The 14,669-nt window shown below is 72.1% G+C and carries 11 protein-coding genes; 6 read left to right on the top strand and 5 right to left on the bottom strand.

Annotated features, from left to right (window positions below):
• The first annotated feature begins 23 nt into the window (after positions 1-23).
• Positions 24-1,148: a 23S rRNA (adenine(2503)-C(2))-methyltransferase RlmN gene (gene rlmN, locus ACIGXM_RS32140; protein ID WP_396567153.1), complete on the top strand. Its 1,125-nt coding sequence runs from the start codon at positions 24-26 to the stop codon at positions 1,146-1,148.
• 6 nt (positions 1,149-1,154) lie between these two features.
• Here rlmN and ACIGXM_RS32135 read toward each other — a convergent pair whose 3' ends face one another.
• The 4 genes from ACIGXM_RS32135 to ACIGXM_RS32120 form a co-directional block, all read right to left on the bottom strand.
• Entirely contained in the window at positions 1,155-2,279 is a 1,125-nt protein-coding gene (locus tag ACIGXM_RS32135) for a hypothetical protein (protein WP_396567151.1), read from the bottom strand.
• An 88-nt stretch (positions 2,280-2,367) separates the two neighbouring features.
• The gene (locus tag ACIGXM_RS32130; protein ID WP_396567149.1) at positions 2,368-3,099 is read right to left on the bottom strand and encodes an ABC transporter ATP-binding protein; all 732 of its coding nucleotides are present in this window, start codon (positions 3,097-3,099) and stop codon (positions 2,368-2,370) included.
• A 243-nt stretch (positions 3,100-3,342) separates the two neighbouring features.
• Complete coding sequence (locus tag ACIGXM_RS32125) at positions 3,343-4,737, bottom strand: aspartate aminotransferase family protein (RefSeq protein WP_396567147.1); 1,395 nt, start codon at positions 4,735-4,737, stop codon at positions 3,343-3,345.
• A complete protein-coding gene (locus ACIGXM_RS32120) occupies positions 4,734-5,207 on the bottom strand; it encodes an Lrp/AsnC family transcriptional regulator (RefSeq protein ID WP_396567145.1) in 474 nt (157 codons plus the stop codon). The genes ACIGXM_RS32125 and ACIGXM_RS32120 overlap by 4 nt, the downstream gene beginning before the upstream one ends.
• A gap of 322 nt (positions 5,208-5,529) precedes the next feature.
• Between ACIGXM_RS32120 and ACIGXM_RS32115 the strand changes: the two genes are divergently transcribed.
• Both ACIGXM_RS32115 and ACIGXM_RS32110 read left to right on the top strand, forming a co-directional pair.
• On the top strand, positions 5,530-6,975 hold the full coding sequence (locus ACIGXM_RS32115) for a gamma-aminobutyraldehyde dehydrogenase (RefSeq protein ID WP_396567143.1): 1,446 nt from the start codon (positions 5,530-5,532) through the stop codon (positions 6,973-6,975).
• Positions 6,976-7,111: 136 nt separating this feature from the next.
• The gene (locus ACIGXM_RS32110) at positions 7,112-8,470 is read left to right on the top strand and encodes an aspartate aminotransferase family protein (protein WP_396567141.1); all 1,359 of its coding nucleotides are present in this window, start codon (positions 7,112-7,114) and stop codon (positions 8,468-8,470) included.
• A 7-nt stretch (positions 8,471-8,477) separates the two neighbouring features.
• On the opposite strand, the gene ACIGXM_RS32105 is transcribed toward ACIGXM_RS32110, so the two are convergent.
• Complete coding sequence (locus ACIGXM_RS32105; protein WP_396567139.1) at positions 8,478-10,121, bottom strand: PucR family transcriptional regulator; 1,644 nt, start codon at positions 10,119-10,121, stop codon at positions 8,478-8,480.
• Between the two features lie 205 nt (positions 10,122-10,326).
• Between ACIGXM_RS32105 and ACIGXM_RS32100 the strand changes: the two genes are divergently transcribed.
• The 3 genes from ACIGXM_RS32100 (at position 10,327) to ACIGXM_RS32090 (ending at position 14,174) form a co-directional block, all read left to right on the top strand.
• Entirely contained in the window at positions 10,327-11,865 is a 1,539-nt protein-coding gene (locus ACIGXM_RS32100; RefSeq protein ID WP_396567137.1) for a gamma-aminobutyraldehyde dehydrogenase, read from the top strand.
• A 129-nt stretch (positions 11,866-11,994) separates the two neighbouring features.
• A complete protein-coding gene (locus ACIGXM_RS32095) occupies positions 11,995-12,456 on the top strand; it encodes a hypothetical protein (RefSeq protein ID WP_396567135.1) in 462 nt (153 codons plus the stop codon).
• A gap of 119 nt (positions 12,457-12,575) precedes the next feature.
• Complete coding sequence (locus tag ACIGXM_RS32090; protein WP_396567133.1) at positions 12,576-14,174, top strand: CoA-acylating methylmalonate-semialdehyde dehydrogenase; 1,599 nt, start codon at positions 12,576-12,578, stop codon at positions 14,172-14,174.
• Positions 14,175-14,669 lie beyond the last annotated feature (495 nt).

The following is a 14,669-nucleotide window of genomic DNA, read 5'->3' as shown; positions in this document are numbered from 1 at the left end:
CGATCTGCGACACTGGAACAACCATGCCTGCACCCGGAGAACTGACCTTTGTCGCGCCGCGCGGCGCCAAGCCCCCGCGACACCTCGCCGATCTCAGCCCCGCCCAGCGCAAGGAGGCCGTCGCCGAGCTGGGCGAGCAGCCGTTCCGCGCCAAGCAGCTGTCCAACCACTACTTCGCCCGGCTCTCCGACGACCCGGCGAGCTGGACGGACATCCCCGCGACCAGCCGCGAGAAGCTGACCTCGCAGCTGCTCCCCTCGCTGATGTCCGTGGTGCGGCACGTGTCCTGCGACGACGACACCACGCGCAAGACGCTCTGGAAGCTCTTCGACGGCACCCTGGTCGAGTCCGTGCTGATGCGCTACCCGGACCGGGTGACGATGTGCATCAGCTCGCAGGCCGGCTGCGGGATGAACTGCCCGTTCTGCGCCACCGGCCAGGCCGGGCTGACCCGCAACCTCTCCACCGCCGAGATCGTCGAGCAGATCGCCGCCGGGATCCGCGCCCTGAAGTCGGGCGAGTTCGGCGGCGGGCGGGTCGAGGGGACCGAGGGCGCCGAGCCGAGGCTGAGCAACGTGGTCTTCATGGGCATGGGCGAGCCGCTGGCCAACTACAACCGGGTGCTGGCCGCCATCCGCCGGCTCACCGACCCGGCGCCGGACGGCTTCGGGATGTCCCAGCGAGGCATCACCGTCTCCACCGTCGGCCTGGTCCCGGCCATGAACCGGCTCGCCGACGAGGGCCTGAGCGTGCGCCTCGCGCTCTCCCTGCACGCTCCGGACGACGAGCTGCGCGACGAGCTGGTCCCGGTCAACACCCGCTGGAAGGTCGCCGAGGTGCTCGACGCCGCGTGGAACTACGCGGAGAAGTCGGGCCGGCGGATCTCCATCGAGTACGCGCTGATCAAGGACATCAACGACCAGGCCTGGCGGGCCGACCTGCTGGGCCGGCTGATCAAGAACCACCGGGTGCACGTCAACCTGATCCCGCTCAACCCGACTCCGGGCTCGAAGTGGACGGCCTCCCGTCCGGAGGACGAGCGGGAGTTCGTCCGCCGCCTGATCGCGCACGGGGTGCCGACCACGGTGCGCGACACCCGCGGCCAGGAGATCGACGGCGCCTGCGGCCAGCTCGCCGCCGCCGGCTAGGCGCGGCTAGGAGAGCATCCCGGCGGCCAGCACGGCGGTCAGCCCGCCGGTGGCGAGCAGCACGGTGCCGCCGACCAGCCAGCGCAGCACGGCGGCGCCGAGCAGCAGGTGCGGCGAGGCGCCGAGCAGCCGCAGCGTGCCGGCGACCGGAGCGCGCACCGCGCGGAGCTCGGTCAGTCGGGCGATCACGGCGGCCAGCGCGCAGCCGGTGACCAGCAGCGCCTCGGCGGCCGGCACCACGGCCGCGCCGGCCGCCCCGGGCGCCACCCAGTGCCGCAGCGAGGTCAGCACGACCGCCACCGTGAAGGCCAGCACCGCCAGTGGCGTGCCCAACCCGCGGGCCGTACCGGCCAGCCCGCGCCCGGCCAGCAGCCGCCGGGCGCTCGGCCGGCCCAGCGCGAGCAACTGGCCGGCCAGCGCGAGCAGCGGCCCGGTCAACAGGGCCAGCCCGAGCGCCGCGACGGCCCAGCCGAGCAGCAGGTTCGGGCTGCTGTGGCCGAGGTCGGCGGCGAGCGTCAGCGGGTGCGGGTCCACCGGGGCCGCCGGGCGCAGCCCGTACAGCTCCACCAGGGTGCCGGTGAGGGCCAGTCCGCCGGCCAGGCCGGTGCGCACCGGACCGAACCGGCGGGCCTGGGCCGGCTCGGCGGTGCCACGGATCAGCTCCTCCCGCACCGGCACCGCGAGCGCGGCGGACAGCGCGGCGACCACCGGCAGCACGGTGAGCAGCGCCACCGGCGCGGCCGGCGGGAGCGGCACCCCCATCCCGATCTCCGGTGCCAGCCCGGGGCCGGCGATGTCGTTGCGCAGCACCAGGAAGAGCAGCAGCGCGGCCAGCCCGCCCGCGGCGCAGGCGAACGCGATCTCGCCGGCGATCAGCAGCCGGATCCGGGTCGGCCCGGCGCCGGCCGCCACCAGCCCGGCCATCCGCTCCGGCCGTTGGGCGGGCAGCGCCCGGGCGCCGACGGCCGCGAACCAGGTGACCGCGACCAGCGGCGGCAGGCACCAGAGCAGTTGGTCGGCCGTCACCGTCCCGGCCGGGCTGCTCATCGCCCGGCCCAGCGCGCGCAGCAGGAAGCCGGCGGCCGCGGCGGCCGCGACGGCGATGAGCAGCCAGCGGCCCAGGTCGAGCACCCGGTACCCCCTGACCAACCGGAGACAGAACACCTGGGGGCCCTTCGGTACGAGAGCGGTGCGAGAGCGCTACGCGTGCGGCGCGGGTTCAGTGCGAGGCGGCGAGCGGCGCGGGGGCGGAGCGGCGGACCGCCGCGGCGGGCACCGGGGTACGGCCGTCGACCAGCGCCACCGTGCGGTCGGCGTAGCGGGCGAGTTCCGGGTCGTGGGCGGCCAGGACCAGGGTGAGCCGGTGGGAGCGGGCGGCGCTGGTCAGTATCCGCAGCACCTGGTCCTGGGCCTCACGGTGCAGCGGCGCGGTCGGGTCGTCGGCGAACACCACCTGGGGGAGCGGGGCCAGCGCCCGGGCCACCGCGATCCGCTGCCGCTGGCCCTGGGTCAGCTCGGCCGGCCGGCGCCTGGCGAACTCGCTCACGTCGAGCCGCTCCAGCCAGTCGGCGGCGGCGCCGTACGCGGCCCGGTGGCCGGAGCCGGTCAGCAACAGGGGCAGCGCCACGTTCTCCCGGGCGGTCAGCTCCGGCACCAGGTGGGGTTCGGAGCCGACGAATCCGAAGCGGTCGCGGCGGAGCCGCTCCCGGCCGGCCCGGCTCAGCGTGTGCACCGGCGAGTTGTTGAACCAGATCTCTCCGGAGTCCACCGGCAGCAGCGCGGAGAGGCAGCCGAGCAGCGTGCTCTTGCCGGAGCCGCGCGGTCCGGTGACGGCCAGTACCTCGCCCTCGCGGACGGCGATCGAGACCTCGCTCAGGGCCGGGGTGCCGTGGTGGGACTTGACGATCCCCCGGGCCCACAGCACGTCGTTGTCGGGCGGGGCCGCTGACATGGATTCCTCCGCCGCTCATGAAGGGGGCTTCTGCACGGACGGGTGCAGGGGAATGACGGTCGTCAGAGTAGAACGACCGGCTCGCCGGGAGGTGGCGGCACACGGGTGGGGGCTCGGGATTGCACCCGGACGAACCATCGGACGATCCGCCGGAGAACCACCGCAGGGCGGTACCGGCGGCCCTGAGGAGGAGGCCGCGCGGTACCGCCCTGCGGAGGAGGGTGGGTCAGGAGGTCGTTCCGATCAGATCTTGGCCCACGCGTCGGTGAGGCTGACCCGCAGGATCTGCTCGATCTCGTCGAAGGTCGACTGGTCGGAGATCAGCGGCGGGGCCAGCTGGACGACCGGGTCGCCACGGTCGTCGGCGCGGCAGTACAGGCCGTTGTCGAAGAGCGCCTTGGAGAGGAAGCCGTAGAGCACCCGCTCCACCTCCTCGGCGTTGAACGACTCCTTGGTGGTCTTGTCCTTGACCAGCTCGATGCCGTAGAAGTACCCGTTGCCGCGGACGTCGCCGACGATCGGCAGGTCGCGCAGCTTGTTCAGGGTGCCGAGGAACTTCGACTCGTTGTCGAGCACGTGCTGGTTGAGGCCCTCGCGCTCGAAGATGTCGAGGTTGGCCAGCGCGACCGCCGACGAGACCGGGTGGCCGCCGAAGGTGTAGCCGTGCAGGAAGGTGTTCTCGCCCTTGTAGAACGGCTCGGCCAGCCGGTCCGAGATGATGGTGGCGCCGATCGGGGAGTAGCCCGAGGTCATGCCCTTGGCGCAGGTGATCATGTCGGGCTGGTAGCCGAACTTGTCGGCGCCGAACATCGTGCCGAGCCGGCCGAAGGCGCAGATGACCTCGTCCGAGACCAGCAGCACGTCGTGCCGGTCGCAGATCTCGCGCAGCCGCTGGAAGTAGCCGGGCGGCGGCGGGAAGCAGCCACCGGCGTTCTGCACCGGCTCGACGAAGACGGCGGCGACGGTGTCCGCGCCCTCGTTGAGGATGGCGACCTCGATCTCGTCGGCGCACCAGCGGCCGTAGGCCTCCGGGTCGACCGTGCCGTCGGGGCCGGCGAGGAAGGCCGGGGCGCGGTAGATGTTGGTGTTCGGGGCCTTGTGAGTGCCCGGCACCAGCGGCTCGAACGGCGCCTTCAGGCCCGGCAGGCCGGTGATCGACAGGGCGCCCTGCGGGGTGCCGTGGTAGGCGACGGCACGCGAGATGACCTTGTACTTGGTCGGCTTGCCGGTCAGCTTGAAGTACTGCTTGGCGAGCTTCCAGGCGGTCTCCACGGCCTCGCCACCACCGGTGGAGAAGAAGACCTTGTTCAGGTCGCCCGGGGCGTAGTTGGCGAGGCGCTCGGCCAGCTCGACGGCCTTCGGGTGGGCGTAGCTCCACACGGGGAAGAAGGCGAGCTCCTTGGCCTGCTTGGCGGCGGCCTCGGCGAGCTCCTCGCGGCCGTGACCGGCCTGCACCACGAACAGGCCGGCCAGGCCGTCGAGGTACTTCTTGCCGTTGGCGTCCCAGACGTAGGTGCCCTCGCCCTTGACGATGGTCGGGACGGGAGAGTTCTCGTACGACGACATGCGGGTGAAGTGCATCCACAGGTGGTCGTAGGCGGTCTTCGAAAGGTCCTTCGGTGCCGGGTCGGCGCTCATCGGGTGCCCCAGGTGTAGGTCTGTTTCCGGAGCTTCAGGTAAACGAAGCTCTCGGTCCTCCGCACGCCGGGAAGCGCGCGGATTCGCTTGTTGATCATTTCCAGCAGGTGCTCGTCGTCCTCGCACACCAACTCGGCCAGCAGGTCGAACGACCCCGCGGTGCAGACCACGTAGTCGACCTCGTCCATGGCCGCCAGCGCGTCGGCGATCGGCTCGATGTCACCCTCGGCCGTGATGCCGACCATCGCCTGTCGGGTGAACCCGACGGTCAGCGGGTCGGTGACGGCGACGATCTGCATCACGCCCTGGTCGAGGAGCTTCTGGACGCGTTGCCGTACGGCGGCCTCGGAGAGGCCGACGGCCTTGCCGATGGTCGCGTAGGCGCGGCGGCCGTCCTCCTGCAGCTGCTCGATGATCGCCTTGGAGACGGAGTCGAGGGGGACGCTGCTGGTCCGGTCGCGGTTGGCCACGCCGCCACTGTGCCTGATCGACCGGATGTTCGCAAGTGATTCTGCTGCTGATTTCGTTGCGATGATTTGGAAACGGTACGGATTTCATCGCGATCAGCCCGAGGGTATGTCGATAACGGCAAGAATCCGGCTACTCTTTCCAGGTCACGCGCGCGCGTCCCTCCGGGGCGTACGCTCCCCACCAGTGGACCGTGCCCCACCGGGCCCGGCTACTCGGCGGCCCCCCCTTTCCGCGGGCGCCGCACCGGGCCACCGGCCTGGTCCACTGGCACCCCGCCGGGTCGGCCGCCATCGCGCCGACCGCAACCCGAGGAGAGATGTCGTGAGCGACCTTCGTACGCTGCGCAACTACATCAACGGCGAGTTCGTCGACGCGGCGGACGGCCGCACGCTGGACGTGGTCGACCCGACCACCGGCCAGGTGTACGCGACCTCCCCGCTGTCGGGCGCGGCCGACGTCGACGCCGCGATGGCCTCGGCCGCGGCGGCCTTCGAGACCTGGCGCGACGCCACCCCCTCGACCCGGCAGAAGCTGCTGCTGAAGATCGCCGACGCGGTCGAGGCGCGTGCCGACGAGCTGGTGGACGCCGAGTGTCGCAACACCGGCAAGCCGCGCGGGCTCACCAAGTCCGAGGAGATCGGCCCGATGGCCGACCAGACCCGCTTCTTCGCCGGCGCCGCCCGCCTGCTGGAGGGCAAGGCCGCGGGCGAGTACATGGACGGGATGACCTCGATCATCCGCCGCGAGCCGGTCGGCGTCTGCGCCCAGGTCGCGCCGTGGAACTACCCGATGATGATGGCGGTCTGGAAGTTCGCCCCGGCCATCGCCGCGGGCAACACCGTGGTCCTCAAGCCCTCCGACACCACCCCGGCCTCCACCGTGCTGCTGGCCGAGATCATCGGCGGCATCCTGGCCGAGCTGGAGCTGCCGGCCGGCGTCTTCAACGTGATCTGCGGCGACCGGGAGACCGGCCGGCTGATGGTCGAGCACAGCACCCCGGCGATGGCCTCGATCACCGGCTCGGTCCGCGCCGGCATCCAGGTGGCCGGCAGCGCCGCCAAGGACGTCAAGCGGGTGCACCTGGAGCTCGGCGGCAAGGCCCCGGTGGTGGTGTTCGAGGACGCCGACATCGCCGAGGCGGTCGAGGGCATCTCGGTGGCCGGGTTCTTCAACGCCGGCCAGGACTGCACCGCGGCCACCCGCGTGCTGGTGCACGAGTCCATCCACGACGCCTTCGTGGCCGCGCTGGCCAAGGCCGCGGCCGACACCAAGACCGGCGGCATCGACGACGAGGACGTGCTCTACGGCCCGCTGAACAACGCCAACCAGCTGAAGCAGGTGGCCGGCTTCATCGAGCGGCTGCCCGCGCACGCCAAGGTCGAGACCGGTGGCCACCAGGTCGGCGAGGCCGGCTACTTCTACGCCCCGACCGTGGTCTCCGGCCTGCGGCAGGACGACGAGATCATCCAGAACGAGGTCTTCGGCCCGGTCATCACCGTGCAGAAGTTCACCGACGAGGAGCAGGCCGTCGCCTACGCCAACGGCGTGGAATTCGCGCTGGCCTCCTCGGTCTGGACCAAGGACCACGCCCGCGCCATGCGGATGTCGCGCCGGCTGGACTTCGGCTGCGTCTGGATCAACACCCACATCCCGCTGGTCGCCGAGATGCCGCACGGCGGCTTCAAGAAGTCCGGCTACGGCAAGGACCTCTCCTCCTACGGCTTCGAGGACTACACCCGGATCAAGCACGTGATGACCGCGATCTGAACCGCGCCGCGGTGAGTGCCAGGACCCGGGAGGCTTCCTCCCGGGCCCTGCGCCCTGTCAGCCTGTCGGCCCTCGGGGCGAGCACCTGACAAGATGCCGCTGCCGGTCGCCCCGGCCCTTCCCTACGCTGGCGACCATGAGCATCCCCACTGCCGATCCCGCCGCCGGGCAGGCCGTCAAGGCCGCCGACCGCGCGCACGTCTTCCACTCGTGGTCCGCCCAGGCCCTGATCGACCCCCTCGCGGTGGCCGGGGCCGAGGGCTCGTACTTCTGGGACTACGAGGGCAACCGCTACCTCGACTTCTCCTCCCAGCTGGTGAACACCAACATCGGGCACCAGCACCCGAAGGTGGTCGCGGCGATCCAGGAGCAGGCCGGCAAGCTCTGCACCCTGGCACCCGGCTTCGCGGTGGAGGCGCGCAGCGAGGCCGCCCGGCTGATCGCCGAGCGCACCCCCGGCGACCTGGACAAGATCTTCTTCACCAACGGCGGCGCCGAGGCCGTCGAGAACGCCTTCCGGCTGGCCCGGCTGCACACCGGCCGGCAGAAGATCATGTCGACCTACCGCTCGTACCACGGCGCCACCGCCAACGCGATCGCCGCCACCGGCGACCCGCGCCGCTGGGCCAACGACCTCGGCGTCTCGGGCATCGTGCACTTCTGGGGTCCGTACGCCTACCGCTCCAACTTCCACGCCGAGAACGAGGCGCAGGAGTGCGAGCGGGCGCTGGCGCACCTGGAGCAGGTGATCGCGTTCGAGGGCCCGCAGACCATCGCGGCGATCATCCTGGAGACGGTGGTCGGCACCGCCGGCATCCTGCTGCCGCCGCCGGGCTACCTGGCCGGGGTCCGGGAGATCTGCGACCGTCACGGCATCGTCTTCATCCTGGACGAGGTGATGGCCGGTTTCGGCCGCACCGGCGCCTGGTTCGCCGCCGACCACTGGGGCGTCACCCCGGACCTGCTGACCTTCGCCAAGGGCGTCAACTCCGGCTACGTCCCGCTCGGCGGGGTGGCGATCAGCGCCGCGATCGCCGCCAGCTTCGCCGAGCGGCCGTTCCCCGGCGGCCTCACCTACTCGGGCCACCCGCTGGCCTGTGCCTCCGCGGTCGCCACCATCAACGCGATGGCCGAGGAGGGCATCGTGGAGAACGCCCGGCGGATCGGCGAGGAGGTGCTCGGCCCCGGCCTGCGTGAGCTGGCGGAGCGTCACCCGTCGGTGGGCGAGGTGCGCGGGCTGGGCGTCTTCTGGGCGCTGGACCTGGTGCGCGACCGGGCCACCCGGGAGCCGCTGGTGCCCTACAACGCCGCCGGCGCCGCCAACGGCCCGATGGCCGAGCTGGCCGCGGCCTGCAAGAAGCGCGGGCTGTGGCCGTTCACCAACATGAACCGGTTCCACGTGGTGCCGCCCTGCACGGTCACCGACGAGGAGGCCAGGGCCGGTCTCGCGGTGCTCGACGAGGCGCTCACCGTGGCCGACGCCTACACGGTCTGACGCTCCGTCAGCGCCGGACGGCGTCCAGCGCCAGCAGGGCCACGTGCAGGGAGAGGCAGGACTCCACCTGGTCGAGGTCGACCGCCAGGATCCGCTCCACCTTGTGCAGCCGGTCGTAGAAGGACGGCCGCGACAGATGCGCGGCGTCCGCCGCGGCCGACTTGTTGCGGCCCTGCTCCAGGTAGACCCGCAGCAGCTGCACCAACTGCGAGCCGTGCTCGGCGTCGTGCGCCAGCAGCGGGCCCAACTCGCGCTCCACGTAGGTCTGTAGGCGGGCGTCCTCGCGGAGCAGGTGCAGCAGGCCGCGCAGCCGGACGTCCGGCAGCCGGTAGTAGGAGGCGGCCCGGGCGCCCGGCGCGTCGTGCAGTGCGGCGTCGGCGACCTGGGTCGCCTCCATCAGGGTGCGCCGGGCGTCCCGCACCGAGCCGACCGAGGAGCCCACCGCGATCACCGGCGGAGCCGTCTCCCTGGCGCCGTCGGCCGTCAGCCGGCGCAGCGTGGCCGCGAACTCCTCCAGCGCGGCGTGCTCGTCCTGCTGCGAACCGAGCGTGATCAGCAGGCCGACCCCCTCGTCCTCGAGCGCACCGACCAGGGCGGAGAGCCGGGAGGACCGGGCGGCGGTGGCCGCCAGCTCGGTGAAGTCCCGCAGCCTGGCCTGCGCCTCGAGGGCCGCCGGGATCGGCCCGCCGCGTCGGCGCAGCACCACGCCGACCAGCCGCCGGCTCTCCAGCGGTACCCCGAGCGCCTGGGCCCGCAGCGCCACCTCGGAAACGGTCAGCGCGTGGGTGAGGATGCCGGACAGCAGGGTGCGGTGGGTCTGCCGCTCCAGGCTCTCCCGGTCGCGCACCAGCAGCCGGTTGAGCGCCAGGGTGGCCGCGCCGCGCTCCAGCAGCATGGTGTCCGGGTGGGCCTCCTGGTCCGGCAGCAGGCCCGGCTCGTTGACCAGCACCAGGCGCCCCCAGTCCTGGCCGCGCGCCCCCACGGTGGTGACCAGCCAGCCGCTGCGCCGGTCGTAGCCGGTGCGCCCGGCCGGCCGTACCCCGCGCGAGCGGCGCTCCCAGTTCTCCAGCAGCTCCTCCTCGGCGCGGCCCGCCGCGTCGTGGGCCAGCACCTGGTGGCTGAGGTTCTCCAGCACCACCGGGGCGCCGGCCATCCGGGCGATCTGCCGCAGTACCTCGGCCGGCTCGGCGCCCTCCACCGCCAGCTCGTTGAACACCTGGTGCACCGCCTCGGAGGCCCGCAGCTGCTCCAACTGGGCGTTCACCACCAGCGCGTGCACCGCCTCGGTCACCGCGACGAACGGCAGCTCGCGGCGGAGCACGACCAGCGGCAGGCCGCGCTGCTCGGCGGCGTGCACCAGGGCCCGGGGCAGGCTGTCGAAGTAGCGGCGGCCGAACTCCACGACCAGCCCGGCCACTGAGACCTCGGCCAGGTCGCGGACGTAGCGGGCCAGCCCCTCGCGGTCCTCGGGCAGCGCGATACCGGTGGTCAGCACCAGCTCGCCGCCGCGCAGCACGCCTGCCACGTCGGGCAGTTCGCTGACGTGCACCCAGCGCACCGGGCGCTCCAGGTGGCCCGCCCCGGCCACCACCTGCGGCAGTCCGCGCCGCATCACGTCGAGATCGAGCACACGGGCGACGGTGGGGAGCACGCCGGGCCTCCTGGGTCATCGGGATGCGGTCGGGGAGAGCAGCCAACAAGGTGTAGCTGAATCATGCCTCCAGCCGACGACCTGTCGCCCCGCCGATGTCCTGTCACCCTGTAAGGCCCTTGGCGGCCCGGCTTCCGGAGTGAGCCTTGTCCCGTTCACCGCGGGCCGGGCATCGTCGGCGGATCGGAGCGGGTGGAATGGACATATGGAGGAGAACCGACCCATGGACCTGAGCAGCTTCGCGGACGGCGCCCAGTACATCGCCGGCCGGCTGAGCCACGGCACCGGCCCCGAGCCCTTCGACGTGGTCAATCCCGCCGACGGCGGAACCGTGCAGCGGGTGCGGCTGGCCTCGACCGAGGACGTGGACGCCGCGGTGGCCGCCGCGGCGGCCGCGCTGCCCGAGTGGTCGCGAGCCACCCCGGGCACCCGGGCTGCCGCACTGCTGCGGCTGAGCACCGTCCTCGACGAGCGGGCGGCCGAGTTCGCCGCGGTGGAGACCGCCCAGACCGGCAAGCCGATCAAGCTCTCCAGCGAGTTCGACGTGCCCGGCACGATCGACAACACCGCCTTCTTCGCGGGTGCCGCGCGCAACCTGGAGGGCCGGGCGGCCGGTGAGTACTCGGGCGACCACACCTCCTACGTCCGGCGCGAGGCGATCGGCGTGGTCGGGTCGATCTCGCCGTGGAACTACCCGCTGCAGATGGCCGCCTGGAAGATCCTCCCGGCGATCGCGGCCGGCAACACCATCGTCCTCAAGCCCGCCGAACTCACCCCGCTCACCTCGCTGATGTTCGCCCGGGCCTGCACCGAGGCGGGCATCCCGGACGGCGTGGTCAACGTGGTCACCGGCGCCGGCCGTACCGCCGGCGAGCACCTGGTCGCCCACCCCGACGTCGCCATGGTCTCGTTCACCGGCTCGACCGCGGTCGGCCGGCGGGTCGCCGAGCTGGCCACCGCCGGGATCAAGCGCACCCACCTGGAGCTCGGCGGCAAGGCGCCGTTCGTGGTCTTCGACGACGCGGACCTGGACGCGGCGGTGCACGGCGCGGTCGCCGGCTCGCTGATCAACAGCGGCCAGGACTGCACCGCCGCCACCCGCGCCTACGTCCAGCGGCCGCTCTACGACGCCTTCGTCGCGGGCGTGGCCGAGCTGTTCGGCACGGTCCGGCTGGGTGACCCCCGCAACCCGCGGACCGACCTCGGGCCGCTGGTCTCCTTCGCCCACCGCGACCGGGTGGCCGGCTTCGTCGAGCGGGCCCGGAGCCACGGCGCCACGGTGGTCACCGGCGGCGCGGCCCCGACCCTCGGCCACGACGGCACCGACCTCGGCCGTGGCGCTTACTACCAGCCCACGCTGATCATCGACGCCGCGCAGGAGAGCGAGGTGGTGCAGGGCGAGATCTTCGGCCCGGTGCTGGTGGTGCTGCCCTTCGACTCGGACGACGAGGGCCTGCGGCTGGCCAATGACACCCCGTACGGCCTGGCCGCCTCGGTCTGGACCGGGGGCGTACACCGCTCGCTGCGCGCCACCCGGGAGATCGCGGCCGGCTGCGTCTGGGTCAACGACCACATCCCGATCATCAGCGAGATGCCGCACGGCGGCTACAAGGCCTCCGGCCACGGCAAGGACATGTCGCAGTACTCCCTTGACGAGTACACCCAGATCAAGCACGTCATGCAGGACCTGACGGGGTCCGCCAGGAAGGATTGGCACCGGACGGTCTTCGGTGACCGCGGCTGAGGGCACTCGGTTCGTGGCGCCGGTGCAGTTCGTGGCACCGGTGTAAGAGGACCGCCGCCCGGCTCTCTCCGGAGGCGGGTGGCGGTCCTCCCGGGATCGTCACCGCGCGAGGAGAGCGGAGGACGGGCCATGGGGAGCAGCGGATCCACTGCCGGCGTGGACTGGCTGGCGGCCGCCGCGCCGGATCCGGACGCCTGCCGACGGGAGTGGGTGCGCTCGGGGCTGGGCGTCGTCCTGCTGCCGGCCGGGCGGCTCTGGGACGTGCTGCTGGTGCCGGGCCCGTTGGGCCGGCCCGCGCTGCGGCTGCTCGACCGGCTGCCCGGCAGCGGGCCGGTGCTCACCGACCCGGGGGACGACAGCGTCGGGTTCCTGGTTCCGGTCGGTACGGCCGCGCGCTGGGTGGGCACCGGGGTGCGCGGCGCGGGCGACGGCACCTGGGTGGTGGTGCCGCACCCCGCCCGCGGTGGCGGCGCCGGACTCCGCTGGCTGGTGCCCCCGGACGGTTCGGGGCGGCTGAACGACCCGGTGCTGCTGGAACTGGCGTTGCACGAGGCGGCTGCCGGGCTGGGCGGGCCCGGTGAGCACGTCTGATTGCTACGAGGTGTAAGGCCGACCGGGCGATCCCCGTCAGTGTGGTCGTTGAGCGTGTCCGATCCGGCCCGCAGACTGGAGACGAGCGCGGTAGCGCCGTACCCCCGCCGTCCCACTGGATGGCGCCGGCGCGGGGTCCGGCGGCAGCTGAGCCGCCCGAGACTTCGGAGGCAACGACCTTGAGCAAGCCCACTGTCAGCAAGCACCTCACCCACTGGATCGACGGTGTCGCGGTGCCGACGGCCGGTGCCGCGCCCAGCCGGGGCGACATCTACGACCCGGCCACCGGACGGATCTCCGGACAGGTGGACTTCGCCGGGATCGCGGAGGTCGACCAGGCCGTCGCGGCGGCGCACGCCGCGTTCGCCGAGTGGCGGCACGCCTCGATCGCCAAGCGCACCACGGTGCTCTTCAACTTCCGCGAGCTGTTCAACGCGCGGAAGGAGGAGCTGGCCCGGATCATCGTCTCCGAGCACGGCAAGGTGTACTCGGACGCGCTGGGCGAACTGGCCCGCGGGCTGGAGGTCGTGGAGTACGCCTGCGGGATCCCGCAGCTACTCAAGGGGGGCTTCACCGAGCAGGCCTCGACCGGCATCGACGTCTACTCGATCCGTCAGCCGCTCGGTCCGGTGGCGATCATCTCGCCGTTCAACTTCCCGGCCATGGTGCCGATGTGGTTCTTCCCGATCGCCATCGCGGCCGGGAACACGGTGGTCCTCAAGCCCTCCGAGAAGGACCCGTCGGCGGCCAACTTCCTCGCGGGACTGTGGAAGGAGGCGGGGCTGCCGGACGGCGTCTTCAACGTCGTGCACGGTGACAAGGTCGCGGTGGACCGCCTGCTGGAGCACCCGGACATCAAGTCGGTCAGCTTCGTCGGCTCCACCCCGATCGCCCGGTACGTCTACGAGACCGGCACCCGCTACGGCAAGCGGGTGCAGGCTCTGGGCGGGGCGAAGAACCACATGCTGGTGCTGCCGGACGCCGACCTCGACCTCAGCGCCGACGCCGCCGTCAACGCGGGCTTCGGCGCGGCGGGGGAGCGGTGCATGGCGGTCTCGGTGCTGGTCGCCGTCGACCCGATCGGTGACGAGCTGGTCGAGAAGATCAGGCAGCGGATGGCGGCGCTGAAGGTCGGGCCCGGCTGCAACGGCGACTCCGAGATGGGCCCGCTGGTCACCGGCCAGCACCGGGACAAGGTGACCTCGTACGTCGAGTCGGGGCTCGCGGACGGCGCGGAGCTGGCCGTCGACGGGCGCCGGCACCCGGTGACCGGCACCGACGCCGAGGGTGAGTCGACGGCCGACGGCTTCTGGCTCGGCCCGACCCTCTTCGACCACGTGAAGCCCGGGATGTCCGTCTACAACGACGAGATCTTCGGCCCGGTGCTCTCGGTGGTCCGGGTGGGCTCGTACGAGGAGGGCCTGGAGCTGATCAACGCCAACCCGTACGGCAACGGCGTGGCGATCTTCACCAATGACGGTGGCGCCGCGCGGCGGTTCCAGCACGAGGTGGAGGTCGGCATGGTCGGCATCAACGTGCCGATCCCGGTGCCGGTGGCGTACTACTCCTTCGGCGGCTGGAAGGCCTCGCTCTTCGGCGACGCCCACGCGTACGGGCCGGACGGCGTCCAGTTCTTCACCCGGGGCAAGGCCGTCACCCAGCGCTGGCTCGACCCCTCGCACGGTGGCATCAACCTGGGCTTCCCGACCAACAGCTGAACTCCACCGTGCGGGCCGGCCGGTTGGAGCGGATCGTGGGGATCCGCTCCACCGGCCGGCCGCGCTTGCATCGGTGGCAGCGAGGGCGTAGCGTGTCCAAGTCGCTCGGCAGGGAGCACCGGACACGCGTCTGCGCGGACGGTCCCGGGGCGGCCACTCTCCTGGAACACCTTTCCCAGTACCGCTGGGTCGGCTTTTCGCGCGCTGTCGCGGGTCGGCCTTGTTTTGCTGTGTTCGTATTTCTGGGAGTGGGTCCGGATTCGCTTTTCGGAGCGGGACTGGGCTAAAGTTTGAGGTGTCGGACAGGCCGTCAGGTCGGTTACGGCGAAGGCCACTTGAAGGCCGGAGGGCACGGAGGATCTGCTAGGATCTGAAGCGCCGGAAGGCGGTCGAAAGGCCAGCGGGAAGTGAGTCGGGAAAGATTCGCGGGAAACACTGCGGATCGGGTCTGATAAGCTGAATGCAGAACGAACGAAACGCCCGGAGGGCCTGCGA

This window comes from Kitasatospora sp. NPDC052896 (assembly GCF_044547075.1).
Taxonomy (GTDB): domain Bacteria; phylum Actinomycetota; class Actinomycetes; order Streptomycetales; family Streptomycetaceae; genus Kitasatospora.
Note: the sequence above shows the minus strand (reverse complement) of the source record. Positions and strands in the feature narration are given on the sequence as shown.